The sequence below is a fragment of the Methylothermus subterraneus genome, assembly GCF_054656915.1.
The window spans coordinates 1-24,518 of record NZ_BAAHXK010000010.1 but is presented as its reverse complement, the minus strand read 5'-3'; the positions used below and the strand labels follow the sequence as shown (position 1 = coordinate 24,518).

At 60.5% G+C, this 24,518-nt stretch carries 18 protein-coding genes; 10 read left to right on the top strand and 8 right to left on the bottom strand.

Going from position 1 to position 24,518, the window contains the following annotated elements:
* Positions 1–34 precede the first annotated feature (34 nt).
* The 5 genes from mutL (at position 35) to ACYQ3M_RS09460 (ending at position 8,647) form a co-directional block, all read left to right on the top strand.
* Positions 35–1,747: a DNA mismatch repair endonuclease MutL gene (mutL, locus tag ACYQ3M_RS09480; protein ID WP_460035840.1), complete on the top strand. Its 1,713-nt coding sequence runs from the start codon at positions 35–37 to the stop codon at positions 1,745–1,747.
* Positions 1,744–2,664: a tRNA (adenosine(37)-N6)-dimethylallyltransferase MiaA gene (gene miaA, locus ACYQ3M_RS09475; RefSeq protein WP_460035839.1), complete on the top strand. Its 921-nt coding sequence runs from the start codon at positions 1,744–1,746 to the stop codon at positions 2,662–2,664. Before mutL ends, miaA begins: the two co-directional genes overlap by 4 nt.
* Positions 2,665–2,969: 305 nt before the next feature.
* A complete protein-coding gene (locus ACYQ3M_RS09470) occupies positions 2,970–3,647 on the top strand; it encodes a DNA methyltransferase (protein WP_460035838.1) in 678 nt (225 codons plus the stop codon).
* Positions 3,631–6,150: a PDDEXK nuclease domain-containing protein gene (locus ACYQ3M_RS09465; protein ID WP_460035837.1), complete on the top strand. Its 2,520-nt coding sequence runs from the start codon at positions 3,631–3,633 to the stop codon at positions 6,148–6,150. Before ACYQ3M_RS09470 ends, ACYQ3M_RS09465 begins: the two co-directional genes overlap by 17 nt.
* Positions 6,143–8,647: a GIY-YIG nuclease family protein gene (locus ACYQ3M_RS09460; protein ID WP_460035836.1), complete on the top strand. Its 2,505-nt coding sequence runs from the start codon at positions 6,143–6,145 to the stop codon at positions 8,645–8,647. Before ACYQ3M_RS09465 ends, ACYQ3M_RS09460 begins: the two co-directional genes overlap by 8 nt.
* Before the next feature lie 153 nt (positions 8,648–8,800).
* Here the strand turns inward: ACYQ3M_RS09460 and ACYQ3M_RS09455 are convergent, their stop codons facing one another.
* Genes ACYQ3M_RS09455 through ACYQ3M_RS09420 form a run of 8 tightly spaced genes read right to left on the bottom strand, consistent with a single transcriptional unit; the run spans position 8,801 to position 18,468 of the window.
* Positions 8,801–11,896: a TonB-dependent receptor gene (locus ACYQ3M_RS09455; protein ID WP_460035835.1), complete on the bottom strand. Its 3,096-nt coding sequence runs from the start codon at positions 11,894–11,896 to the stop codon at positions 8,801–8,803.
* Between the two features lie 20 nt (positions 11,897–11,916).
* Complete coding sequence (locus ACYQ3M_RS09450) at positions 11,917–13,047, bottom strand: tetratricopeptide repeat protein (RefSeq protein ID WP_460035834.1); 1,131 nt, start codon at positions 13,045–13,047, stop codon at positions 11,917–11,919.
* A 33-nt stretch (positions 13,048–13,080) separates the two neighbouring features.
* Complete coding sequence (locus tag ACYQ3M_RS09445; RefSeq protein ID WP_460035833.1) at positions 13,081–13,719, bottom strand: energy transducer TonB; 639 nt, start codon at positions 13,717–13,719, stop codon at positions 13,081–13,083.
* A 2-nt stretch (positions 13,720–13,721) separates the two neighbouring features.
* A complete protein-coding gene (locus ACYQ3M_RS09440; protein WP_460035832.1) occupies positions 13,722–14,126 on the bottom strand; it encodes an ExbD/TolR family protein in 405 nt (134 codons plus the stop codon).
* Positions 14,119–14,724, bottom strand: coding sequence for a MotA/TolQ/ExbB proton channel family protein (locus ACYQ3M_RS09435; RefSeq protein WP_460035831.1), 606 nt, complete (start codon positions 14,722–14,724; stop codon positions 14,119–14,121). Before ACYQ3M_RS09435 ends, ACYQ3M_RS09440 begins: the two co-directional genes overlap by 8 nt.
* On the bottom strand, positions 14,721–16,103 hold the full coding sequence (locus ACYQ3M_RS09430; protein WP_460035830.1) for a MotA/TolQ/ExbB proton channel family protein: 1,383 nt from the start codon (positions 16,101–16,103) through the stop codon (positions 14,721–14,723). Before ACYQ3M_RS09430 ends, ACYQ3M_RS09435 begins: the two co-directional genes overlap by 4 nt.
* On the bottom strand, positions 16,100–16,909 hold the full coding sequence (locus ACYQ3M_RS09425; RefSeq protein ID WP_460035829.1) for a DUF3450 family protein: 810 nt from the start codon (positions 16,907–16,909) through the stop codon (positions 16,100–16,102). The genes ACYQ3M_RS09430 and ACYQ3M_RS09425 overlap by 4 nt, the downstream gene beginning before the upstream one ends.
* On the bottom strand, positions 16,891–18,468 hold the full coding sequence (locus ACYQ3M_RS09420) for a hypothetical protein (RefSeq protein WP_460035828.1): 1,578 nt from the start codon (positions 18,466–18,468) through the stop codon (positions 16,891–16,893). Before ACYQ3M_RS09420 ends, ACYQ3M_RS09425 begins: the two co-directional genes overlap by 19 nt.
* Before the next feature lie 195 nt (positions 18,469–18,663).
* Here ACYQ3M_RS09420 and gap point away from each other — a divergent pair, with 195 nt between their 5' ends.
* From gap to ACYQ3M_RS09395, 5 genes are all read left to right on the top strand, one after another.
* Positions 18,664–19,677: a type I glyceraldehyde-3-phosphate dehydrogenase gene (gap, locus tag ACYQ3M_RS09415; protein ID WP_460035827.1), complete on the top strand. Its 1,014-nt coding sequence runs from the start codon at positions 18,664–18,666 to the stop codon at positions 19,675–19,677.
* Between the two features lie 3 nt (positions 19,678–19,680).
* On the top strand, positions 19,681–21,153 hold the full coding sequence (gene pyk / locus ACYQ3M_RS09410; RefSeq protein WP_460035826.1) for a pyruvate kinase: 1,473 nt from the start codon (positions 19,681–19,683) through the stop codon (positions 21,151–21,153).
* A gap of 10 nt (positions 21,154–21,163) precedes the next feature.
* Positions 21,164–22,195 (top strand): class 1 fructose-bisphosphatase, encoded by a 1,032-nt coding sequence (locus tag ACYQ3M_RS09405; protein WP_460035825.1) that lies wholly within the window; start codon positions 21,164–21,166, stop codon positions 22,193–22,195.
* Between the two features lie 90 nt (positions 22,196–22,285).
* Positions 22,286–24,295: a transketolase gene (tkt, locus tag ACYQ3M_RS09400; RefSeq protein ID WP_460035824.1), complete on the top strand. Its 2,010-nt coding sequence runs from the start codon at positions 22,286–22,288 to the stop codon at positions 24,293–24,295.
* A gap of 15 nt (positions 24,296–24,310) precedes the next feature.
* On the top strand, positions 24,311–24,518 hold a 208-nt coding region (locus tag ACYQ3M_RS09395), incomplete at its 3' end, for a class II fructose-bisphosphate aldolase (protein ID WP_460035823.1).

Genomic DNA, 24,518 nt, shown 5'->3' with positions numbered 1-24,518 from the left:
CGGTGGGAAAGTTTGGGTTTTGTATAATCGAAGTATGAACCGAATCCGCGTGCTTCCGCCGCAAGTGGTTTGCCAGATCGCCGCCGGCGAGGTAATCGAGCGCCCCGCCTCGGTGGTCAAGGAGCTGGTGGAAAACAGCCTGGACGCCGGCGCCAGTCAGATCGACATTTACCTTGAGGCAGGCGGCATCGGCTTGATCCGGGTCCGCGACGACGGCTGCGGCATTTCCCGCGCGGACCTGCCGTTGGCGGTGGCGCGCCATGCGACCAGCAAGATCGCTTGCCTGGAAGACTTGTTCAAAGCGCAAAGCTTTGGGTTTCGCGGCGAGGCGCTGCCCAGCATCGCCTCTGTGGCGCGCCTGGAGCTGATTTCCCGAACCCCGGACGAAGTTTGCGGATGGCGCCTTAAGGCGGGGCCAGAAGGAGTATCGGCGCCGACCCCGGCGGCGCATCCGCCCGGCACCACCGCGATTGTGGCCGACCTGTTTTATAGCGTCCCGGCGCGGCGCAAGTTCCTACGCCGCGAGGAGTTGGAATTTAACCACGTGCGCCACTTCGTCGAGCGTTTGGCTTTAGCGCGTTTTGCGACCGGGTTGAGCTTGCGCCACAACCAGCGCCTGGTATGGCAGCTCGCGCCGGCCCACACGGCGCAAGAGCGCAAAGATCGCCTAGGGCAGATTCTAGGGCAAGAGTTTCTAAGCCAGGCGCTGGAGGTCGATTGCGCCGCCGACGGTCTGCGCCTGAGCGGTTGGATCGGCTTGCCTGCGGTCGCGCGCCGCCAGGCGGAGCAGTTTTGGTACGTCAACGGCCGCCCGGTGCGCGATAAGTCGCTGAACACGGCTTTGCGCCTAGCCTACCGCGACGTTCTGCCGCACGGGCGGCAGCCGCCGGCGGTGTTGTATCTGGAGTTGGACCCCAAAATGGTGGATGTCAACGCTCATCCCGCCAAGCTCGAGGTGCGTTTTCGCGACGTGCGGCGGGTGAGCGACTTTATCGTTTCTTCGCTGTATCGAGTCTTGGCGCGAGCGAGGCCCGCAGCGCCGCCTCGGGTTTGGCGGGGGGCGGAAGGCTCAGAACTTCGGCCGCTTAAGGTAAGCGAGTCTTTGGGCTTTTATCAAAGCCTGCGGGGAAACGCCGATTCGGCCCAGCCGCCAAAGCCGACCGCGGCCGAATTTCCGCTCGGCGAGGCGAAGGCTCTGCTGCACGGGCTCTATATCTTGGCCGAGGCGCGCGAAGGCCTGGTGATCGTCGATGCCCACGCCGCCCATGAGCGCATCCTGTACGAGAAGCTCAAACGCCAGATGGAAGAGGGACGGCTCGTGCGCCAGAGACTGCTTCCGGTGCAAGTGGTCTTAAGCCCGCGCGAGGTCGATCTCATCGCCTGTTACCTCGATGAGTTGGCGCGCCTTGGCCTCGAGCTCGATCGCCTCGGTCCGGAAACGGTGCTCGTCCGCGCCGTGCCGGCTTTGCTTGGGCAGACCGACGTCGCCCAGCTGCTGCGCGAGGTGCTCGCCGAGCTTCAATTGCTCGGCGGCTCTCGCGAGGTGGAGGGGAAAATCCGCGAGCGCCTGGCCAGCTGCGCCTGCCGCAGCGCGGTGCGCGCCGGAGAGCGCTTGAGCTTGGCGGAGATGAACGCCTTGCTGCGGGAGTTGGAGCAAACCGAGCGCGGCAGCCAGTGCAACCACGGCCGCCCGACCTGGGTGATGTTGGATAGGAAGACCTTGGATCGGCTGTTTGAGCGCGAATGAGACCTTTGGCGCTGTTGCTCATGGGGCCGACCGCCGCGGGCAAAACCGAGCTGGCCCTGGAGTTGGCCAGAACGCTCGCCGGCGAAATCGTCAGCGTCGACTCCGGCCTCATCTACCGCGGCCTAGACATTGGCACCGCCAAGCCGGATCTTAAGGTGCGGGCGGAGGTTCCGCATCATCTGATCGATCTTCTCGACCCGGCAGAGAGCTATTCCGCCGGGCGCTTTGCGCGCGATGCGACCGCCAAGATCGAGGAAATCGCCGCGCGCGGCAAGCTGCCGATCCTCGTAGGCGGGACCATGCTGTATTTCCACGCTTTGCTTAAGGGGCTTGCGCCTCTGCCCGAGGCCGATCCCGAATTGCGGCGGGCGATCGACGCCGAAGCCGAGCGTTTGGGCTGGCCGGCGCTGCACGCCAAGCTGGCCAAAGTCGACCCGCAGGCGGCCTTGCGCATTCATCCCAACGATCCGCAGCGCATCCAGCGCGCGCTCGAGGTTTACCAACTCACTGGCCGGCCGCTGAGCGCCTTCTGGCAGGTTGAGCCCAGGCTTGAGTTGCCGTTTCGGCCGGTCAAGATCGTGATCTGCCCGCGCGACCGAGCGCTTCTTCACCGGCGCATCGCCGAGCGCTTTTCTGCCATGCTCGCCCAAGGCTTGGTCGAGGAGGTAAAGACCTTATACCGGCGCGGCGACCTCCACCCGGGGCTGCCGGCCATCCGCAGCGTCGGTTACCGCCAGGTGTGGGGGTATCTGGCGGGCGAATACGATTTTGCCGCCATGGTCGACAGGGCGCTTGCCGCCACCCGGCAGCTTGCCAAGCGCCAGCTCACCTGGCTTAGGCGCGAGCGCGAGGCGCTTTGGCTCGAGCCGGGGGAGGCGGCGCTTGGCGCTGTGGTCTCCCAACTGCGTAAGTTCTAATCCTAATTTAACGAGGATACAACTTGCGTCGCAGGCTTTAGTTCTCAGGCGGCCAATGGCTGTCAGCCGGAACATTAGGGCGGGTTTACAAGCGCCCTGGGCAGGACGGCGGTCCCACCCATCCGCCGACACATGCGCCTCGGCGGAAAACGGCTGCAGATTCCGTGATCACTTTTGCCTTTCGGCTGCCGAAGAGGCTTATGCACCGTAGAACTGGAGGCCCGGTTACACAGCGACTTGAACGTTTTTAAACCGAACGCAATTTCTCCCGCAACTTGTGTCGCGGGTTTCCTTGCGGAGAATCTATGAGTCCCAACGTAAGATCAAAACAGCGGGTAACCGATTACGGCGAGGTGTTTACGCCTAAGCCCATCGTTAACGCCATGCTCGACCTGGTTAAAGAGGAAACCGAGCGGATTGATTCGCGCTTTTTGGAGCCGGCCTGCGGGACGGGGAACTTTCTCATTGAGATCTTGAACCGAAAGCTACGGGTGGTGGAATCGCGCTATGCCAAGAGCCAAGTGGAATACGAGCGCTACGCCATCCTTGCTGTGTCGTCCATCTATGGAATTGACATTCTGGAAGACAACGCCGAGGAGTGCCGAAGGCGGTTATTTGCCGTGTTTGACGAAGCCTACACACGGCTTTTCAAAAAAAAGACAAAAGCGCAGTGCCGGGAAACGGTTCGCTACATCCTCAAGAAAAACATCGTCCACGGCGATGCGCTGACGTTGAAAACGATGGGGGAAAATTCCCAGCCGATCGTCTTTCCCGAATGGTCGCTGGTGAGCGGCAGTCTGCTCAAGCGGCGGGATTTTGCTTTTCACGAACTGTTTCTCTCTCCTGGGGAAAGAGTACCCTCACTGTTTGAAAGTGAAGAACCCGCTGTCTCCGATCTGGGAGAAAACGTGTTTATTCCCGAGCCGGTAAAAGAATATCCGCCGGTGCATTTCTTGGAGGTAGCCCATGCCTACGATGAGTAGCTACAACCCGGACGTGCTTTCATGCCTGGCTAACCTTTCGAGCGACGAGGTCTTCACTCCGCCGCAACTGGCCAACCAGATGCTGGACCTGCTGCCGGCCGAGCTATGGAGCAACCCGGAAGCTCGTTTTCTCGATCCGGCCTGCAAGACCGGCGTCTTCTTGCGCGAGATTGCCAAACGGCTCGATAGGGGATTGGAAACAAAAATCCCCGACCGGCAAGAGCGCATCAACCACATCATGAAGAACCAACTTTTTGGCATCGCCATCACCGAGCTAACGGCCCTGATCGCACGGCGCACCCTCTACTGCTCCAAAACCGCCAACGGCAAGTATTCGGTCTGCACCGCCTTCGACACACCCGACGGCAACATCCGCTATCGGCGCATCGAACACACCTGGAAAGACGGTCGCTGCATCTTCTGCGGCGCCAACAGGGAAAACTACGACCGCGGCGAAGAACTGGAAACCCACGCTTACGAGTTTATCCACACCGAAAACCCGGAGGAGGTGTTCAAGATGAAATTCGATGTCATCGTCGGCAATCCGCCGTATCAGCTGAGTGATGGGGGGTTCGGCAGAAGCGCAACGCCCATTTACAACAAGTTTGTTCATCAGGCGAAGAAACTCACCCCGCGCTACCTGACGATGATTATTCCTTCCCGTTGGTTTGCAGGTGGAAAGGGTCTGGATGCCTTCAGAGCCGAAATGCTTAACGATGATCGAATCCGCAAACTGGTGGATTTCGAGGATGCATCGGAAGTCTTTCCAGGTGTCGATATTGCCGGCGGTGTTTGTTATTTCCTCTGGGAGCGTGACTCCCGCGGACCTTGTGAAGTGACCAATGTGCATAAGGGTGAAAAGGTCGTTTCGGTCCGAAGCCTCAATGAATTTCCCACTTTCATCCGCCATAGTCAGGCTGTATCCATTGTACGCAAGGTGCTCGCCAAGAAAGAAAAGAGCATGAGCGAACAGGTATCCAGTAGGAAGCCATTTGGATTGCCCACAAATGCTCGTCCCCAAAAATCCGGTGATCTCATCTTGCGCTGGCAAAATGGCGAAGGGCCTTACCCGCGAGAAGAGATTAAAGTGGGCGTGGAGATGATTGATAAGTGGAAGGTGATTACTTCTAAAGTTTCATATGACCATGCTGGTCAACCAGACAAAGAAGGAAAGCGGAGAGTTTTATCCATAGTAGATATATTACCACCAAAAACGATTTGCACTGAAACTTACATCATTGTGGGAGTCTTCGACAGTAGAGAAAAGGCTGAAAGGCTTATCGCTTATTTGAGAACTCGTTTTGTTCGTTTTTTGATCTCTTTAATGTCATTCTCACAAGATATAACAAAGGAAAGATTTTATTTTGTGATTTTGTGCCTATTCTTGACATGGACACCGAATGGACTGACGAAAAGCTCTACGAGCGATATGGGCTTACGGAAGAAGAAATCGCCTTTATCGAGTCAAAAATCCGACCTATGGAGCCTGCCGATGAGTAGCGACCTTGCCACAACCCTCTATGAACAGCTCAAAACCCAGATTGGCGAACTGCTCCGCCGGGGCAGGGAACAGGCTGGGCGGGCGGTCAATGCCATACTGGTGCAGACCTACTGGCAGATCGGCCGCTATATTGTTGAATACGAACAAAAAGGCAATGTGAAAGCCGAATACGGCAGTGAACTGTTGGATCGGCTGTCCAGAGACCTCACGGCGGAATTCGGCAAGGGGTTCAGCCGCTCCAATCTGGTTTATATGCGCAAGTTTTATCTCGCTTTCCCAAAAAGTGAGACACTGTCTCACCAATTGAGCTGGAGCCATTACTTTGAAATCCTGAAAGCCGATAATGAGCTCGAAATCAGCTTCTATGCCAGACAGTGCGAAAAAGAAAAATGGAGCGTGCGTGAGCTAAAGCGGCAGATGAAAAGCATGCTCTTTCATCGTCTGGCATTGAGCAAGGATAAAACCGGCGTGCTGGAGATTGCACAAAAGGGCAGCGAGGTGGAAAAAGCCGAGGATTTAATCAAAGACCCGTATGTATTTGAGTTTCTTGGCATTCAGCCAAAACAGCAATACCTGGAAGGCGAACTGGAGCAAAGGCTTATTCAAAACCTGGAGCTATTCCTGCTGGAGCTGGGCAAGGGGTTTGCCTTTGTGGGCAGGCAATACAAGATTACTCTAGCTAACCGGCATTTTTATGTGGATTTAGTGTTTTACCACCGCATACTCAAGTGCTTTGTGCTGATTGACCTCAAGCGTGGCGAGATTGATCACAACGACATCGGGCAGATGAACATGTATCTGAACTATTTTGCCAGAGAAGAAAATTCCGAAGGCGATAACCCGCCCATCGGCATCGTGCTGGGCGCGTACAAAGATCATATCCTCGTGGAATATGCGACCCAGAACATAACCAATCAACTCTTTGTGAGTAAGTATCAGCTCTATTTGCCGGATAAAAAGCAATTACAAGAAGAGCTGGAGAGGCTTTTGTCCGATGGCTAATAAAGAATTCTTCCCTCCCCGCCCCAAGGTCGAGCCGAAAATCTACGCCTACGAGGACACGAACCCGCAGTACGCGGGCCTGCTCAAGATCGGGTACACCACGCAAAGCGTGCAGGAACGGGTCAAGCAGCAATATCCAACGCTCAGGCCGGGAGAACGCCCCTACCGCATCGTGCTGGAAGAGCCGGCCATTCGCAATGACGGCACGGGCTTCACCGACCATGACGTGCACCGTATGTTGCGCATCAACGGCGTCCAGCACGCCGGCGGCGAGTGGTTCCGCTGCACCGTGGAACAGGTCAGGGCAGCCATCCACGCCGTGCGCGAGGGGCAGCTCTTTGAGGAACAGCGCTCGCTCAACTTCAAAATGCGGCCGGAGCAGGAAGCGGCGGTGGCAAAGACCATGGCCTACTTCCAGAATTATCGCCGCGAAAACGGCAAGCCGCCGCATTTCCTGTGGAACTGCAAGATGCGCTTTGGCAAGACCTTTGCCGCCTACCAACTGGCCAAACGCATGGGCTGGAAGAGAATCCTGGTGCTCACCTTCAAGCCGGCGGTGCAGAGCGCCTGGGAAGAAGATTTGCGCTGTCATGTGGATTTTCAGGGCTGGCAATTCATCAAACCCGGCGGATTGACCTATGAACAGGCGGACAAGAAGAAGCCCATCGTCTGCTTTGGCTCCTTTCAGGACTATCTGGGCCGCAATCCGAGCACCGGCGGCATCAAAACCAAAAACGAATGGGTCCACGCTACCCACTGGGACTGTGTGATCTTCGATGAATACCACTTCGGCGCCTGGCGCGACAAGGCCAAAGACCTCTTCGAGGGCGAGGATGAAGCGGAACGTAAAGCGGCGGAAGGGGAAGCTCTGGACTACTTCGATGAGGAGATTCTCCCTATCACTTCAGACCACTATCTCTACCTTTCCGGTACTCCGTTTCGCGCCATCGCCACCGGCGAGTTCATCGAAGAGCAGATTTACAACTGGACTTATTCCGATGAGCAGAAAGCCAAAAAGGAATGGCAAGGGCCAGATAACCCCTATGCCGCCCTGCCGCGCATGGTGCTGATGACCTATCAATTGCCCGATGCCATCCGCGAAGTGGCGATGAAGGGCGAGTTCAACGAATTTGATTTGAACGAGTTCTTTTCGGCGGAGGGGGTAGGTGATCAGGCCCATTTCAAGTATGAGGAAGAAGTCCAGAAGTGGCTGGACTTGATTCGCGGTGCTCATCTCCCGACAAGTCTCGACAACCTGAGACTTGGGGCGCAGAAGCCACCCCTGCCCTATTCTGATGTCCGGCTACTGAGCGTGCTCTCCCATACCCTGTGGTTCCTGCCCAGCGTGGCCGCCTGCTACGCCATGCGGAATCTCTTAGCCAAGAGGCAAAACCAATTTTACCATGATTACAAAGTCATCGTGGCCGCCGGCGCCGCCGCAGGCATTGGGGTCAACGCTTTACGGCCGGTGCTGGAAGCGATGGGGGATCCCCTCAAAACAAAAACCATCACCCTGACCTGCGGCAAGCTGACCACCGGCGTGACCGTGCGGCCCTGGACGGGCATCTTCATGCTGCGCAACTGCTCCAGCCCGGAGACCTACTTTCAGGCGGCTTTTCGCGTGCAAAGCCCGTGGACCATTAAGAATCCTGATGGCCTCTCACCGAACGAGGAGTTGATCCTCAAAGAGGAGTGCTACGTCTTCGATTTTGCGCCGGATCGCGCTCTGCGCCAGATTGCCGACTACAGTTGCCGCCTCAACGTCAACGAGGATGACCCGGAAAAGAAGGTGGCGGAATTCATCGACTTCCTGCCGGTGCTGGCCTATGACGGCAGTTCGATGAGGCAGATAGATGCGGCTGGAGTACTGGAGATGGCCATGAGCGGCACCACGGCTACCCTGCTGGCGCGCCGCTGGGAGAGCGCCCTGCTGGTGAACGTGGACAATGACACGTTGCGGCGGCTCATGAACAACGAACAAGCGATGCAGACGCTGATGAGCATCGAAGGCTTTCGGAACTTGAATCAGGAGATCGAAACGATCATCAACAAATCCGAGGCCGTCAAGAAGGTGAAGCGAGAGGCTAACGACCGAAACCTTTCTGCCGAGGAAAAACGAAAGCTCACTGAAGAAGAGAAGGAATACAAAAGCCTGCGGAAACAGATTCAGGAAAAACTCATCAAGTTTGCAACCCGGATTCCTATCTTCTTGTACCTGACAGATTATCGAGAAAGGACGCTCCGCGATGTCATCACGCAACTGGAGCCGGGCTTGTTCAAGCGCGTCACCGGCCTGACGAAATCGGACTTTGAGCTGCTGGTGAGCCTTGGCGTGTTCAACAGCGCGCTGATGAACGACGCGGTGTATAAGTTCAAACGGTACGAAGACCCCAGCCTCGTTTACACCGGCATCAACCGGCACCCAGGGGAAGATGTGGGTCTTTATGATACGGTGTTACGCCGCGGGGACTACGAAGCTATTATCGCAGGTAAATGAGGAATAGCTTTGAGAGAGATGAGCGCGGCGAGGTCAGCGAGGCGAACCGTAATCAGACTTTGGTGGTATTGGCCCCGGATGCTGTAACGCCCGCGCAAGCGAATGGGGAGAGCCGGGGGAGGCGGCGCTTGGCGCTGTGGTCTCCTATCTTTCTTAAAAGCGCAGGCTGACCGCCAAGGAGACGTCCCGCCCGCGGCGGAAGGCGCGGACCTTTTCATCGCCTTGGGTAAAGCGCACCTTGCCGTCGATCAGGTTCTGCAGGCGCAGCTGGATCGACCAGTGGTCGTCTAGCTTTTGCTGGACCACGAAGTCGAGTTGGTGGAAAGGCTCCTCGTAGATGTCCGGCTGGCCTAGGGAGCCGACCTGGGAGATGCGCTGGCTGAAAGTGTTGTACAGCAAAGTGGCCTGCGTGCCTAAGTCTTCGTTGTCGTAGCCGAGCTGCACGTTGACGATGTGCTTGGAGTGGCCTTGTAAGGGGCGCTCGGCGTTGGTCAGGGTCTGCAGGTTCTCAGGCAGCAGCGTGATCTTGGACTTGGACCAGGTGTAGTTGCCGGCAAGATAAAACCCGGCCAGCCTCGGGTGGAGGAATTCCAGTTCCTTGCGAAAGTCGAGCTCGACTCCATACACTTTGGCGCCGGCGGCGTTTTGCAGTTGCAAGAGCCCGGCCGGGCCGGGGAGCAGGACCTTTTCGATCGGGTTAGTCAAATCTTTCCAGAAAAACCCCAAAGACAAGTTTTCTTGCGCAGAGAAGTAATACTCCCAGCGCGCGTCGTAGTTGTGGAACTCGGCTTGCTGAAGCTTGGGATTGCCTACCGTCTCGCGGTCGGTTTCCGGGTCGGTGAACGGGGCCGGAGACAGTTCGCGAAAATCTGGGCGCGATAAGGTCTTGCTCCAAGACAGGCGCAGCTGCTGGGCGTCTGAGAGCAAAAACGTCAAGCTCACCCCCGGCAGGGCGTCGCGGCTGTCTAAAGTCGAGACGATGGGTTGGTTGGTGGGGTCGAACAGGGCAAAGGTGGTGACGGTTTGCTGGTTCTCCTCGATCCGAACCCCGCCGGACAGGCGCACGGCGTGGAAAAACGTGTTGTCCAGCTCGGTGTAATAGGCCTTTAAGCTTTGGGTGGCGGTGTAGTTGTCGGTGGCGCGCGTGACCTCCTGCAACACAAACCCGTCGGGGCCGATGTTTTCCGGGCTTAAGATGGCTTCCAAGGAGGGGTTGAGGAGAATGTTGCGGTCGGTCGAGCGCGGTCCGGATTGGGCAAAGCGGAAGCGGCGAATGGCGGAGTTGCGCTCGCGCTCGGTTTGCCAGTAACCGGCCGCCACCGACCCGCTCAGGCGGTCGCCGAGGAAGGCGTAAGGCAGCTTGAGGTCCAGGCGGAAGCTGTCGTCTTGATCTTCCAGATTGGCAAAGCTGATCTGATCGTTGTCGGACTTGCGGGAGAATTCGAACACGGTCTCTTCCAATCCGGGAACGGCGTCGAAGCGGTATTCGCGTTTTTTGGGCTCGGCGCGGCTGGCGCTGGCCTGGGAGTACAAAAAGCGTAGGTTCAAGTCGCCTAAGTATTTGAAGGTGTGTTCGGTGCCGACCTGCCAGTCAAACAGCTCGTTTTCCACCCACCACAGGCGCACCCGGCGGAGGTCGGCGCCTTCGGTGTTGGAAAACCCTTGGAGGAACCGGACCTCGTCGGTGGAATCGCGCACCAGCATCACCCGGCCGAACAGCTTGTGGTTTTGCAAATATTCGGCCTCCAGGTTCAAGTAAGCGTTGGTCTTGGCCTCGCGCTGGGTGCGCAGCACCTTGAAGTCGTCGATCCGCTCCAGTTGGCCTGCACGGTTGGCGCTGAAGTCGCGCCGCACCTCGCGGAAGTTGTTCCAGCTTTGGTCCCAGCGCCCCAAGGCGAAAAAGCCCAAACGGAGGTCACCGAACTGGTAGCGGTCGCCTAAAGCTGCGCTGAGGCGCCCGTTCGGCGGCAGATCGCGAAAGCGGGTGTCCCACACGTCGGACAACTGCTCGCCGAAGTGCTCGATTTGCTCCGGGGTAAACCCTTCTGGGGCGATGGGCGTCTTGGGACGCAGGATCCGCCCGCCGGAGAGGGCGCGGGCGAGGGATTTTGGCAAATCGCGGCGGCCGTCGTCCACCCCGATCCAGTCGAAGTCGCCGCCCGCATAGCGTAGGCCCTTGGCGAAGGTGGCCTCGGTGTTGAAACCGAGCTGACCGCTTAGGTCGAAGAGAAACGCGTCCGGGACCCGGCGGGTACGAAGGTCCACCGTGCCGCCGGAGAATTCCCCCGGCAAACTCGCCGTATAGCCTTTTTGGATTTCGATGGTGTCGAGCATGGCCGCCGGAAAAAGATCTAAGGGGATGACCCGGCGGGTGGGGTTGGGGGTGGGGACGGCGATGGCGTTGAGCAGGGTATTGGAATAGCGTTCCCCTAAGCCGCGGATATACGCGTAGCTGCCGCCCACGATGGTGACCCCGCTGGCGCGCTTGAGCGCGGCGGCCACGTCCGAGTCGCCGGCGCGGCTGATCTGCTCGGCGCCTAACACGTCGGTGATCTCGGCGGACGTTTTCTCCTCGCTGATCACCGAGGCCACGCTGCCGGCAAGGTGCGGCTCGATCACCACGAAAGGCGGCATCTCCACCCCTTTGGGAGTGAGTTGCAGGGTAAGGGTCTGGGTTTGCTCGGGAAGGACGGTGACCCCTTCCTCGACCTTCGGGTTGTATCCGGGAGCGGCGACCGAAAGGCTGTAGGTGCCAGCGGGGGCTTGGATGCGGAAACGTCCTTGGGCGTCGGCGACGACTGGATGTTTGAAACCGCTCAAAAACAGCTCTGCCCCGGCGATGGGTTGGCCTGCTTTGGTTGTGACTTGTCCTTCCAAAAGGCCCGGGGGGCCGGCTTTGGGTGCGGAAGGAGCGTTGGCGCCGGCCGAGCTTTCTACGCTCACTTTAGGCGAGCGGCCGTCGCGGTAGGCGGCGATGCGGATCTGTACGTCTTCGGAAGCTTGGAATAGGCGCTCTAGGATCGCCAGGATCTCGTCTCCGTGGCGCAACTCCAGGCTGTGGCTGCCGGGGGGAAGGGCAAGCTCCAGGGCGCCGTGCTCATCGGTGTGACCAAGCGGTTGCCCGTCGCTCAGAACTTGGACTTGGGGCAAAGGCGCCTCGTCGAGGAACACGTAAAGCTGAAGATGTGCGTCTTCGCCCCAGGCGAGCGCCGGCAAACACAAAAGCAGGATAAAAAGCAGCTTGTCCATGCGCGTTGGTTATGGTTTTTTTAAGCGCAGCGCCAGGGCTGGTCCTCGCATTCCTGAAGCAGGCGGCGAAGTTCTGCCGCCTGGCGGAAGATCTGCGGATCGGAAATGGCCTCAAGGTAAGTTGCGGCTTGTTTGGGGTGGCCGGCGCGGTAGGCGGCGTACGCCAAGGCATAGCGCACGGCGTCCTCTTGGAGCAGGCCGGCGCGGGCCAGCGCCAGCTGCATCGCTAGCACCTCGTCGTAGTGCTTGAGGGCCAAGAGCAAGGCGACGCGTTGGCGCCGCTGCGCCTTGACGTCCGGTACTTGGGCGTTGAGGTAAAGCGCGCGGTAAAAGTCGCCGGCGCGCCGGTAGAGTTCGGCCGCATCGGCGTACAGGCTCGGATCGAATTGAGCCGCCTGTTCTAGGATCCAAGCCGCGGCCGAAGGTTTTCCTTGAGCGAGGTAGGTGTGGGCGAGCAGCTTGGCCAGGGTGACATCGCGCCGATAGCGCAGCCTTCCTTGCTCCAGAACGTGCGCAGCCAGCTCCAACGCGCCGCCCAGGCGCAGCGCGTTGCCTAAAGCGGCGTAGTCCTGGACGCTGCCTTCGTGATCCTGAAGGTAGCGCAGGCCGAGCTGGGCAGCCGGGTAATAGAGCTGTTTTTCCAGCAGATAAAACACCTGGCGGCGCAAGAAGCTAGGCTCGTTGGGGAATTTCTGGCGCGCCTGAGCCAGGGTGGCGAAGGCGGCTTCTTCTTGCTGCAGGTGCCATAGGCACTGCGCCTTGATCTCGTACAGGGCCGGATACTGGTCGAGGATTTCGCCGGCGTGCTCTATCGCTGCCAGAGTGCGATCGTAGCGTCCGAGGCGAAAATAGCCCTGCGCCAGATACACGTAGATCAGCGGTTCGGGAGCGCCCGAGCGGGCGGCCTGCTCTAGGTGCTCGACCGCTTGAGGGTATTGGGAAAGCTTCAAGTACGCGAGCCCCACCAAGGTGTGGTAGCGGCGGCGCAGCTGGATCGCTTGCTCTTTGTCGCCCTTCGGCGGAGTGTGGGCGAGCAGCACTCCCAAGGCCTGCGTGGCCTGCCCGCTCTGGATCATCTGCGCGGCGAGGTCCAGCTGGGCGGAAAGATCCAAAGACTTGGCGCCCACCCCCGAGACCGCAGCAAGGAGCACGAGCCCAAAAACCGCCTGCGCGCGCATAGGCTTTCAACCCAACTGGAACACGATTTTTTGTTGCACCCAGGCGGCGACCGGCTTGCCTTTGGCCCGCGCTGGGCTAAAGCGCCAGCGGCGGATGCCTTCCAAGGCACTTTGCTCGAACACGCCGGGCGGGGAGGATTCGAGCACCTGCGCTTCGATTACCCTGCCTTGTTCGTCCACCTGCACCGCCAGCAGGACGTAACCTTGCAGGTTGGCCTTCTTGGCCTGCGGAGGGTAAGTAAAGCTAAAGGTGGCGACGGGCTGGGGCGGCGTGTCTATCGCTTCTTCGTCATTGGCGGTCTCGCCCAACAGGTGTTGATCCGTCCCCAGCTCAAAGGCCGCCTCGGGCAGACCGAGGTCGATACCAGACAGGGCCGCGCCCAGGTCGGGGGCGGGAATGGGCTGCAGGCGCTTGGTTGGCGGCGGTCGGCGCGGTTTGGGTTTGGGTTTGGCCTGGGCTTTGGGGGGAGGAGGGGCCAGTTCCAGCAGGGTCGGGCGGGTGAGGTCCGCGCGCTCGGGGAACTTGGCGGCAAGGTTGAGCTTGACTACCAGCGCCAACACGCTCAAGGTGCCTAAGGTCCCGCTCAGCAATCCGGCCAGCCACAGGGGCCAGTCGCGCTCGCGCTGGGGAGTCAACGCCGCCATCCTCAGCCGGCCTCCGATTGGGTGGCAACGCCCACGTTTTTTGCCCCCGCCAGGCGCGCCTGATCCACCACTTCGACCAAACGGCCGGCCGGCACTCTCACGTCGGTGACCACCAAAACGTCGCTGGCGCCTTCGCGCAGCAAGGCGCGCACCTTGCTCTGCACCATCCACACCCGCAGCGGCTGGTTGTCCAAATAAATGTTGCCTTGCGCGTCGAGGTAGATGCGCACCGCCTTGCTGGGTGCCAACGAGGCGCTGGCAGCGCTTGGGCGCTGGATGTCGAGGTTCATGTCTTTGACGAAAGTGGTAGTGACGACGAAAAAGATCAGCAAGATAAACACCACGTCGATCAGCGGCGAGATATCGATGCGGCTTTCTTCTTCAGGTAAACGAGTCCATCTACGCATGGCGTTGCCAGGTTTGGTGCAAAAGGTCTTGAAGTCTGAGCAAATCGCTTTCCAAGCGGCGCTGGCGCCGTTCGAGCACCGCAAGGAAAAAATAGCCGGGGATCGCCACCGCCAATCCCAGTTGGGTGGTGAATAAGGCCTTGGCGATGCCGCCGGCGATTCCTCCCGACTGACGGAACAAAGCCATCTCCGCCAGCGAGTCGAAGGTCTCGATCATGCCCGCCACCGTCCCTAACAGCCCAAGCAACGGCGCGATCAGCACCAGCGCCTTGGCCAAGGCCCGAAAGCGGTAAAGGCGCCTCACAGCGCGCTGAAAAACTAAGTCGATCTGGCCGGGACGGTCCATTTGCCCGGGTGAGGAGGCCAGTTGGCGGCAGAGTTCGGGGAAAACGCCGCGCCCTGGGATCGGCCGGCCTTGCAGGATCGCTTGGCCCAATTGCTCGACCTTGACCGAGGTTCCGCGGCGCAGCAACCACAGCCTGTAGCCGATGCTAAACCAAAGCCCAAACAACACCCCGCACAGGATCGGCATCACCTGCCCGCCTGCGGCCAGATAGGCCGCGAATTCGGCCAGATTGAGATCGTTAAAATCCGTCATGCGGTCGCGGGTTTAGCATAAAGGACTTGGGGCGCTTGGGGTTGCGCCTGTCCGACTTCGCGCACGGTCAGCGCGCAAAGCTCCAAATCGGCCTTTAAACTACCCGCCCAAGCGTTGAGCAGGTTGCCGAGCAATAACAGCGGAATGGCCACCACCAGCCCGACCTCGGTGGTGATCAAGGCCACCGCGATGCCGTGGGCCAAAAGTTTGGGGTCGCCGGTGCCAAAGCGGGTGATGACGTCGAAGGTTTCGATCATCCCGGTCACCGTCCCGAGCAGCCCGAGCAAGGGCGCCACCGCCGTGACCACCAGGATCAGGCTGGCGAAACGGTCGAGACGCAAGCTTTGCTGCAGCAGCGCGTCGGCGACCGCGATTTCCCACTCCTCTTGCGGCAGTTCCAAATGCGATAAGCTGGCCTTGAGCACCTCAGAATAAGCGCCTTTGGCGCGCTCGAGCCGATCTTGCGCGGCTTGCCGGGCGCCGGCGGCGACCGCATCGGCGATGCGCCGCGCCAAGCGTTGGCCGCCCCATCCGGCGGCAAGCAAGATCGCCGCCCGCAAAAGCGCCAAAGCCAGCCCTAAAACGCCAAGGCCGGCGATGACCCAGGCGATGGGGCCGCCGTCGTCCAGCTCCTGGCGCCAGGTCTTGCGCTGTTCGAGCTCCACCGGGTGTTTGAGGCTTTCGAACAGAAACACCGGCAGCGTCGGCGGCTGTTGGCCTGCGGCTAGGGCCTTGGCGGCTTCGCTTGCTTGCGGATTGGGGAGCAGCTTGAGCCGCCCTTCCCCCGCCGGCAGCAGGATGCCGGCGCCTTGGTCGCTGATCCCGTAAGCGGCGACGTGGCCGAGGAAAAGGATTTCCCCCGAGGCTTCCCGGCCGTCCGCCAGGAAGAAAGCGCCCGGCTGGCGGTGAGGCGTGCTGCCGCGCTGTAAGGTTTCCAAGGCCAGCGGCCAAAGTTGCGCTATCTTCTGCGCGTCACTAGGCGTGCCGTAGTCCTCCAGGGTGGCTTTGGCCTGGGTGAGGGTCGTTTCCAGCAGCGCGGCGTTTTCCTGCGCCGCTTCACGGCGTTTTTCCGCCTCGGCGATGGCCTCTTCTTGGCGTTTGGCCTGCTGGGAAAGGTCTAGGACTTGGCGCTGCAACGCGGCGATCTTGGCGGTTAGCTGCGCCTCTTGCGCGGCGGCATTGCGCCGGAAATCTTCGAGGAGCTTCTCCAGTTGGCGCCTTTGGCTGTCTAGGAACGCGTATTCGCGCTGGTAGGCGGCGGCCAAAGACTCGATCTCGCTTGCCGTCGGCTTGGGATCGCCCTCTGGGGCCGGCGCGGTGGAGCCGCCGAAGGCAAGACCGCTTACTGCGAGCAAGAGCAAAAGAGCTATTGGATTCATCGGCGATAGTCGGGGTTGGGAAGTTCGAAATACCCTTGGCGGATCTGCTTGCGCAGGGATTCCATGAGGGCGGCGATGCGCTGACGGTCATCTTTGGACGCCACCGTGACGTACTCCCAGTCGTTTCCTTGGCGCCGCGCCAGGCCGTAGCGGCCATCCGGGGTTTGGAAAAACAGCAGAACCATGCCGAGCTTGGCGACTTCCACCAAGGCCGGGTTCCCTTCTACAGGGAGGATCTGCCGGTACAGACCGTTTTCCCGGGTCAGGCGCAGCTCGTCTTCGATCAGGGCCCACAGTTCGCTCGCCAGCTTTTTGGGCGAGGCCGCGTTGTCGAGCTTGGCCTCGAGCTCGCGCAGCGCTTCAAGGCGCTCGCTGCGTTTAAAGGGCAAGCCGGTCTCGACGTAACGGCGCAGGGCGGCGATGGCTTGGCGTAGGGTTTGGGTCAGTTCGGCGTCGGTGTTTGCGGCCGTAGGTGCCGTTTGGCTTACAGCTTCCCATTCGCTCTTGAGCTTTTGCAGGGCGAGTTCCTGGCGGCGTTTTTCCGCCTCCAACTGCGCGATTTGGGCGCCTAGGGCGTCCAATTTTTGGTGTTGGTCGGCTTTGGCTTGATCGAGCTCTTGCTGCAGCCGGTCGACTTCGGCGCGCAGCTCGGCGAGTTTGCGCGCCATCGGCGCAAGATTTGGCGCCTCCGCCTGAACCGGCAGAGGGGCGATCAGGCTCGCCAGCCAAAGCCCAAAAAAGCGGCGCAGTCCCTTGCGCCTTAGCCGTTTCCAAGCCGAAGGAGGAGTTACAGGCCGAAGGTCCATCCTTGCGCCCAGTTGTGCTGGCCGAACGCCCCGATGTAGGGGGTAGGCGTAAACCACGGGTCCGGAACCTGGCCGGCCCCGGTCAATACCGGCGAGCCAGGAAGCGGCATGAAGCCGTCGAGCTGCGGGTCGCCTACGACGTTGCCCGGCTGGCTTTGGAACCAATCGGCTACCGAGAAGGTCGCCCCCGCGCCGTCTTTGAACTGGCAGTTGAAGGCGTAGCTGTGGTCTAGGGTCAACTGGCCGGTGAGCGCGCCTGGGGCGCCGGCGTTGGCGAAGGTGGCCGCGTCGGAGATGCGCAGGCAAGTGGGGATGTCTTTGAAGATCGAGTTGTGGATATTGGCCCCGGTGCCGCGCCGCAGTTCTGCGCCTTGGCTGCCGCTCCGTCCCGGGGAGAGGCAGGTCAGGTTGGCGATGCGCGGTTTGGAGCGCGGCTGGCTGTCGAAGTTGTCCTCGTTGTTGTCGGCCTCGACGCAGCGGTCGCTGTTGGGACCTTCGATCACCAGCACGTGTTGGGCGGCGCCGGTCCAGCCCTGGCCCCAGTCCAAACCGTCGTCTTCGCCTTCTTGCATGATCACGTGGCGCACGCGCACGGTGCCGCCGAACATCTCGATGCCGTCGTCGGCGCCGCGATAGACCTGGACATAGTCGATGGTGGTGCCGTCGCCTACGCCGAGCAAAGTCAGGCCGTTGAGTTCTTGGTCGGGGCGGACGACGATGCCGGCAAAGCGGATCTGCACGTACTTGAGCACGCCGCTGTCGTCGTGGGGGTTGTTGCCGCCGTAAGGGGTGAGCATCGCTTCATCAAACTGCTGACACAGCGGCACCCCGGCGTTGCAGCCGTTGACCGGCGCATTGCCCGCCAGCACCAATCCCCCCCACTCGCCCGGGGTCTTTTCCGAGGGACCGGTAAAGACAATCGGCTGGCTGGGAGAGCCTACAGCCTTGATTTTCGAACCGCGGCGGACGTAGAAAAAGTCGGCCCCTTGTTGGCCCAGGATTTTGGTGCCCGGCTCGATGGTCACGGTGACCGGGTCGGTGTTGTCGCCGCCGAAGAACACCCCGCCCGAAAGCACCCAGGTCGTGTCGTTGGTCAAGGTGAGGCTCTGTTTGATTTCCCCTTGCAGCAGACAAGCGTTGCCGCCTAAAGGTCGAGAAAATCCGGGACAGCCGGAGAAAGTGGCCGGATGCAGGTTAGTCACCCGGAAGCGCAAAGGGTTGGTGCCGGGGATGAGGGCCAGGTTGGCGGCGAACTCTTGCCCGCCCACGTTCACCGTGGGGATAAACGCCTCCTGGGTGGTGGCGTCGAAATACGCGCGCACCCCTTGCGAAGTGGGGACCTGGCTGGCGCCGGTGAGCACCAGCTCGATGGCGGGGGAGGTTTGAACTAAGGCCAAAGTGACGTTGTAAGTGGCGATCCGGCCCTCGGCGTCGACCAGGTCCACCGCGTGGATCGTCACGGTGTTGGTGGCCGGGTCGAAATCGGCGGTCGCGGCAAACGCATCGGCCCACGCCAGGCCGCCCAGCAAGGCCAGCCAGGTCTTGGATGTGATCTTCATCGTCGCGCTCCCTTGAGCAAGTTATACTGACGAGAAAAAGCTTAGGGTCGGTTTGTTAACGTAGTATTGCGCTTGGATGACAATTCGATGACTGTCAGGCTTTTGGTGGACGCCGCCTTGCTGGCCCAGTAAAATTGTTCTCATTGGCCCGCGCGGGCGGGTATCCAATTCATCAACCGTTGGGGAGAGTTTTCTATGCCAATCCGAATCGCAATCAACGGCTACGGCCGGATCGGCCGCAACGTCTTAAGAGCGTTGTTCGAATCCGGGCGCACCGACGAGTTTGCCATCGTCGCCATCAACGACCTGGGGGACGCCAAGACCAACGCCCACCTGACCCGCTACGATACGGTGCACGGGCGGTTTCCCGGCGAGGTGGCGGTGGACGGAGAGTTTCTGGTGGTCAACGGCCACAGGATTCAGGTGCTGGCGCAGCGCGACCCGACCAAGCTGCCTTGGAAGGAGCTGGGAGTGGACCTGGTGATGGAATGCACGGGCCTGTTCACTTCCAAAGACAAGGCCTCGGCGCACTTGCAGGCGGGGGCGAAGAAGGTGCTGATCTCGGCGCCGGGCGGTGAGGACGTTGACGCCACCGTCGTCTATGGCGTCAACCACCAGACCTTGCGCGCGCATCATCGGGTGGTCTCCAACGCTTCCTGCACCACCAACTGCTTGGCGCCTTTGGTCAAGCCCTTGCACGAGACCATAGGCATCGAGCGGGGATTGATGACTACCATCCACGCTTATACCAACGATCAGGTGCTGATCGACGTGTTCCACAAAGACCTTCGGCGCGCGCGCTCGGCGACCCAGAACATGATCCCCACCAAGACCGGCGCGGCGGCGGCGGTGGGGTTGGTGTTGCCGGAGCTCAAGGGCAAGCTGGACGGGTTTGCGGTCCGGGTGCCAACCGTCAACGTCTCGCTGGTGGATTTGACCTTTACCGCCCGCCGGCCCACCTCCAAGGCGGAAATCGACCAGATCCTCAAAGACGCCGCTTCCGGCCAGTTAAAAGGCATCTTGGCCTACAACGAGGAACCTTTGGTGTCGATGGACTTCAACCACAATCCCCATTCCTCGATCTATGAAGCCAGCCTCACCAAGGTGATCGACAGCACGCTGGTCAAGGTGCTGGCCTGGTACGACAACGAGTGGGGCTTCTCCAACCGCATGCTGGACACCGCCAAGGCGATGATGGAGGCAAACTAAACCATGGCGGACATCTATGTGCCAAGGCGGACTAAGATCGTGGCCACCTTGGGACCGGCCACCGATAGGCCCGGAGTTTTGGAGAAACTGATCGAGGCGGGGGTGGACGTGGTCCGCCTCAACTTCTCTCACGGCCAGGCCGAAGACCACCGCCGCCGCGCCAGGCAAGTGCGAGAGCTGTCGGAGGATCGCGGTCACTACGTGGGGATCCTGGCCGATCTGCAAGGACCTAAAATCCGTATCGCTCGCTTTCGCGAGGGCAAGGTGTTCCTTAAGGAGGGAGCGCGCTTTGCTTTGGACGCCGACTTGCCTCCCGAGGCCGGAGACGAAACCCAAGTCGGCGTCGAGTACCGCGATCTGCCGCGCGACGTGCGCCCTGGGGATTGCCTGCTGCTCGACGACGGCCGGATCGTGCTCAAGGTCGAGCGCATCACCGGGAGCCGGGTCGAATGTACGGTTGAGGTAGGCGGCGTGCTGTCCAACCAAAAAGGCATCAACAAACAGGGCGGAGGGCTGTCGGCGCCGGCTCTGACCGCGAAGGATAGGGAAGACATCCAGGTCGCGGTGGAGATCGAGGCCGATTACCTGGCGGTCTCCTTCCCGCGCTCGGCGGCCGACATCCATCTGGCCCGACAGCTGCTGCGCGAGGCCGGGGGGAAGGCGGGGATCGTGGCCAAGATCGAGCGGGCCGAGGCGGTTCAGCCGGGGGTCATGGAGGAGATCATCGCCGCCTCCGACGCCATCATGGTGGCGCGCGGGGATTTGGGGGTGGAGATCGGCGACGCCCGCCTGCCCCAGGTGCAGAAGGAGCTGATCGCCAAGGCGCGCGAGATGGACCGGGTAGTGATCACCGCCACCCAGATGATGGAGTCCATGATCGAAAACCCCATGCCGACCCGGGCCGAGGTGCTGGACGTGGCCAACGCGGTGTTCGACGGCACCGACGCGGTGATGCTCTCGGCCGAGACCGCCAGCGGCCGCTACCCGATCGAGGCGGTCAAAGCCATGCATCGGGTGTGCCTAGAGGCAGAAAAGCACCCTCAGACGCGTCGCTCCATGCACCGCATCGACCGCCAGTTCAAGCGCGTGGACGAGGCGATCGCGATGGCCACCATGTACGTGGCCAACCACTTCCCGGTGCGGGCGATCGCCGCGCTGACCGAAAGCGGCGCCACCCCCTTGTGGATGTCTCGGATCAGTTCGGGGATTCCCATCTATGCCCTGACCAAGCACCTTAAAACCTGCCGCAAAGTGACCCTGTACCGGGGGGTGTACCCGATCCTGTTCCGGTTCAATACCACCGAACACGTGGCTCAGAACAAGGCCGCATTAAGGGAGCTTCTGCGCTGCCGGGCGGTGACCGAGGAGGATAAGGTGATCATCACCAAGGGGGACTTGACCGGGGTCAGCGGGGGGACCAATACCTTGAAGATCGTGAAAGTAAAAGAGGCGTTGGCGCTGGAATCAGTTGCATGAGGAGGTAGCTATGCAAGGTTTAGGGGTTTCGCTCACCGAGTTTCTCATCCAAGAGCAGCGCAAGGTGGCCGGGGCGACTGGCGAACTGACGCTGCTCATCTCCGATATCGCGCGGGCGTGCAAGGCGATCGCGCGCGAGGTCCGCTACGGCGCGCTGGTAGGGAATCTGGGCCAGGCCGGGGAAGAAAACATCCAGGGCGAGGTCCAGGAGAAGCTGGACGTTTTGGCCAACACCATCCTGACCGAGACGCTGCGCCGCTCCGGGCACGTGGCGGCGATGGTCTCGGAAGAAAACGACGAGGTCATCACCGTCCCTAAGGCGAACCGGGGCAAGTACCTGGTGTGCTTTGACCCTTTGGATGGGTCTTCCAACATCAACATCAACATGTGCATAGGCACGATCTTCTCCATCCTGCGCTGCCCCGAAGGGGTCGAAGATCCTGCCGAGGAGCATTTTCTCCAACCTGGAACGCAGCAGGTGGCGGCTGGATTCTGCGTGTACGGTCCGGCGGTGACTTTGGTTTTGACGACCGGGAACGGCGCCTACGGGTTTACCCTAGATCAAGGCGTGGGAGATTTCTTCCTTACCCATCCGAAAATCAAGATCCCGGAGGAAGCCAAAGAATTTGCCATCAACATGTCCAACTGGCGCTTTTGGGAGCCGCCGGTGCGAAGCTACATCGAAGAATGCCTCAGAGGCAAGGAAGGGCCCTTGGGCAAGGACTTCAACATGCGCTGGATCGCCTCGTTCGTCGCCGAGGTCTATCGCATCCTGATGCGCGGCGGTTTCTGGACTTATCCGCTGGACGAAAAGCTCAAGGCCAAGGGGCTGGAGGGGCGCTTGCGGCTGCTGTACGAGGCCAACCCCATGGGTTTTATCGTGGAGCAGGCCGGCGGGGTGATCTCCACCGGCCGGGAACGGGTGCTCACCTTAAAACCCAAACACATCCACCAGCGGGTGCCGTTGTTTTTGGGCGCTAAAAACGACATCGAGCGCATTGAGGCCTATCACCGCGAATGGGACCAAAGCCAGGGGAGGTGAGAAGGGCCGGGTTCCAGATTAGAATGTATCGGTTAGCTTGTGCTTTAGGGGCTAGCCTGATTCCAACGAATAACCTTAGGGAGGAATGACATGCCTTCACGTCGAGAACTTGCAAATGCCATCCGCGCCTTGGCCATGGACGGAGTGCAAAAGGCCAAATCCGGTCACCCGGGAATGCCCATGGGGATGGCGGACATCGCCGAGGTGTTGTGGAACGATTACCTGCGCCACAACCCAAACAATCCCAAATGGCCCAACCGCGACCGCTTCGTGCTGTCCAACGGCCACGGTTCGATGCTGATTTATGCGCTGCTGCATCTGACCGGTTACGACCTTTCCATAGACGAGCTCAAGAACTTTCGCCAGCTTCATTCTAAAACGCCTGGTCATCCCGAGTACGGATACACGCCGGGGGTGGAGACCACCACCGGGCCCTTGGGCCAAGGGATCGCCAACGCGGTGGGCATGGCGTTGGCAGAAAAGGTCTTGGCTGCTCAGTTCAACCGCGACGGGCACACCCTCATCGACCACTACACCTACGTTTTCTTGGGCGACGGCTGCATGATGGAAGGCGTCTCCCACGAGGCTTGCGCTTTGGCCGGCACTTTGAAACTGGGTAAGTTGATCGCGTTCTGGGACGACAACGGTATCTCCATCGACGGGGAAGTGGAGGGCTGGTTCACCGAAGATACCGCCAAGCGCTTTGAAGCTTACGGCTGGCACGTGGTCCCCAAAGTCGACGGCCACGACCCGGAGGCCATCAAAGCGGCCATCGAGGAGGCGCGCCGCGTCACCGACAAGCCCAGCCTGATCTGCTGCAAGACCATCATCGGTTACGGCGCTCCCAACAAACAGGGCAAGGAAGAATGTCACGGCGCGCCTTTGGGAGAAGACGAAATCGCCTTGGCGCGCGAGGTTCTGGGTTGGAAATACCCGCCGTTTGAGATCCCGCCGGAGATCTACGCCGCTTGGGACGCGCGTGAAAAAGGCGCACGGTGGGAAAAAGAATGGCAGGACAAGCTTGCCGCTTACCGGGCCGAGTATCCGGAGCTCGCCGCCGAACTGGAGCGGCGCCTGAAAGGCGAGCTTCCGGCCAACTTCGACCAGGTGACGCAAGAGTTCATCCGCGCCGTCGATGCCAAGAAAGAAAAGGTCGCCACCCGCAAGGCTTCGCAAAATACCCTCGACGCCTACGCTCCCCATATTCCGGAGCTTTTGGGCGGCAGCGCGGATCTGACCGGATCCAACCTGACCAATTGGAAGGGATGCAAACCCCTCAATTATCCCGGCCGCAGCCACGAGGACGGCAATTACCTCCACTATGGGGTGCGCGAGTTCGGGATGGCCGCGATGATGAACGGCGTCTATCTGCACGGCGGTTTTAGGCCTTTCGGCGGAACCTTCGAAATTTTCTCCGATTACGCGCGCAACGCGATCCGCATGTCGGCGCTGATGAAGCTGCCGGTGATCTACGTTCTCACCCACGATTCCATCGGCTTAGGCGAGGACGGCCCGACCCATCAGCCGGTCGAGCAGCACGCTTCCTTGCGCCTGATTCCGAACTTGCATTTCTGGCGTCCGGCCGATGCGGTGGAAACGGCAGTCGCCTGGCGCGAGGCGCTCTTGCGCACCGATGGCCCTTCCGCTTTGAGCTTAAGCCGCCAGAATTTGCCGCATCTGGAGCGCACTCCGGAGCAGATCGCCGCCATCCGCCGCGGAGCTTATGTCCTGTGGGATAGCGAAGGCAAACCGGAAGCGATCGTCATCGCCACCGGTTCGGAGGTCCACTTAGCGCTTGAGGCCGCCAAGCTCCTGCAAGCGGAGGGCAGGAGAGTGCGGGTGGTGTCCATGCCCTGCGAGGACGTCTTCGCCGGGCAGGATCCGGCGTACCGAGATCAGGTGCTGCCTGCGGATGTCACTGCGCGGGTGGCGGTGGAGGCCGGATCGACCGACGGCTGGTACAAATACGTAGGGCTTCGTGGTAAGGTGATCGGTCTGGACCGGTTCGGCGAATCGGCCCCGGGCGATCTGTTGATGAAAGAATTCGGGTTCACCGTGGACAACGTCGTCCAGGCGATCCGCGACGTGTTAACCAATTAATCGTAGGAGGCTGCTATGGCGCTCATTACCTTAAGGCAATTGCTCGATCACGCCGCCGAGCACGATTACGGCGTGCCGTCCTTCAATATCAACAACATGGAGCAGGTCCACGCCATCATGGAGGCGGCGGCGGAAGTCGACAGCCCGGTGATCATGCAAGTCTCGGCGGGAGCGCGCAAGTACGCCGGCGCGTATTTCATCCGCCATTTGGTCCAGGCGGCGC

What these genes read in the sequence shown, in the direction of transcription:
- mutL (WP_460035840.1), top strand. Translation starts at nt 35, where the DNA reads ATGAACCGAATCCGCGTGCTTCCGCCGCAAGTGGTTTGCCAGATCGCC.
- miaA (WP_460035839.1), top strand. Translation starts at nt 1,744, where the DNA reads ATGAGACCTTTGGCGCTGTTGCTCATGGGGCCGACCGCCGCGGGCAAA.
- ACYQ3M_RS09470 (WP_460035838.1), top strand. Translation starts at nt 2,970, where the DNA reads ATGAGTCCCAACGTAAGATCAAAACAGCGGGTAACCGATTACGGCGAG.
- ACYQ3M_RS09465 (WP_460035837.1), top strand. Translation starts at nt 3,631, where the DNA reads ATGCCTACGATGAGTAGCTACAACCCGGACGTGCTTTCATGCCTGGCT.
- ACYQ3M_RS09460 (WP_460035836.1), top strand. Translation starts at nt 6,143, where the DNA reads ATGGCTAATAAAGAATTCTTCCCTCCCCGCCCCAAGGTCGAGCCGAAA.
- ACYQ3M_RS09455 (WP_460035835.1), bottom strand. Translation starts at nt 11,896, where the DNA reads ATGGACAAGCTGCTTTTTATCCTGCTTTTGTGTTTGCCGGCGCTCGCC.
- ACYQ3M_RS09445 (WP_460035833.1), bottom strand. Translation starts at nt 13,719, where the DNA reads ATGGCGGCGTTGACTCCCCAGCGCGAGCGCGACTGGCCCCTGTGGCTG.
- ACYQ3M_RS09440 (WP_460035832.1), bottom strand. Translation starts at nt 14,126, where the DNA reads ATGCGTAGATGGACTCGTTTACCTGAAGAAGAAAGCCGCATCGATATC.
- ACYQ3M_RS09435 (WP_460035831.1), bottom strand. Translation starts at nt 14,724, where the DNA reads ATGACGGATTTTAACGATCTCAATCTGGCCGAATTCGCGGCCTATCTG.
- ACYQ3M_RS09430 (WP_460035830.1), bottom strand. Translation starts at nt 16,103, where the DNA reads ATGAATCCAATAGCTCTTTTGCTCTTGCTCGCAGTAAGCGGTCTTGCC.
- ACYQ3M_RS09425 (WP_460035829.1), bottom strand. Translation starts at nt 16,909, where the DNA reads ATGGACCTTCGGCCTGTAACTCCTCCTTCGGCTTGGAAACGGCTAAGG.
- ACYQ3M_RS09420 (WP_460035828.1), bottom strand. Translation starts at nt 18,468, where the DNA reads ATGAAGATCACATCCAAGACCTGGCTGGCCTTGCTGGGCGGCCTGGCG.
- gap (WP_460035827.1), top strand. Translation starts at nt 18,664, where the DNA reads ATGCCAATCCGAATCGCAATCAACGGCTACGGCCGGATCGGCCGCAAC.
- pyk (WP_460035826.1), top strand. Translation starts at nt 19,681, where the DNA reads ATGGCGGACATCTATGTGCCAAGGCGGACTAAGATCGTGGCCACCTTG.
- ACYQ3M_RS09405 (WP_460035825.1), top strand. Translation starts at nt 21,164, where the DNA reads ATGCAAGGTTTAGGGGTTTCGCTCACCGAGTTTCTCATCCAAGAGCAG.
- tkt (WP_460035824.1), top strand. Translation starts at nt 22,286, where the DNA reads ATGCCTTCACGTCGAGAACTTGCAAATGCCATCCGCGCCTTGGCCATG.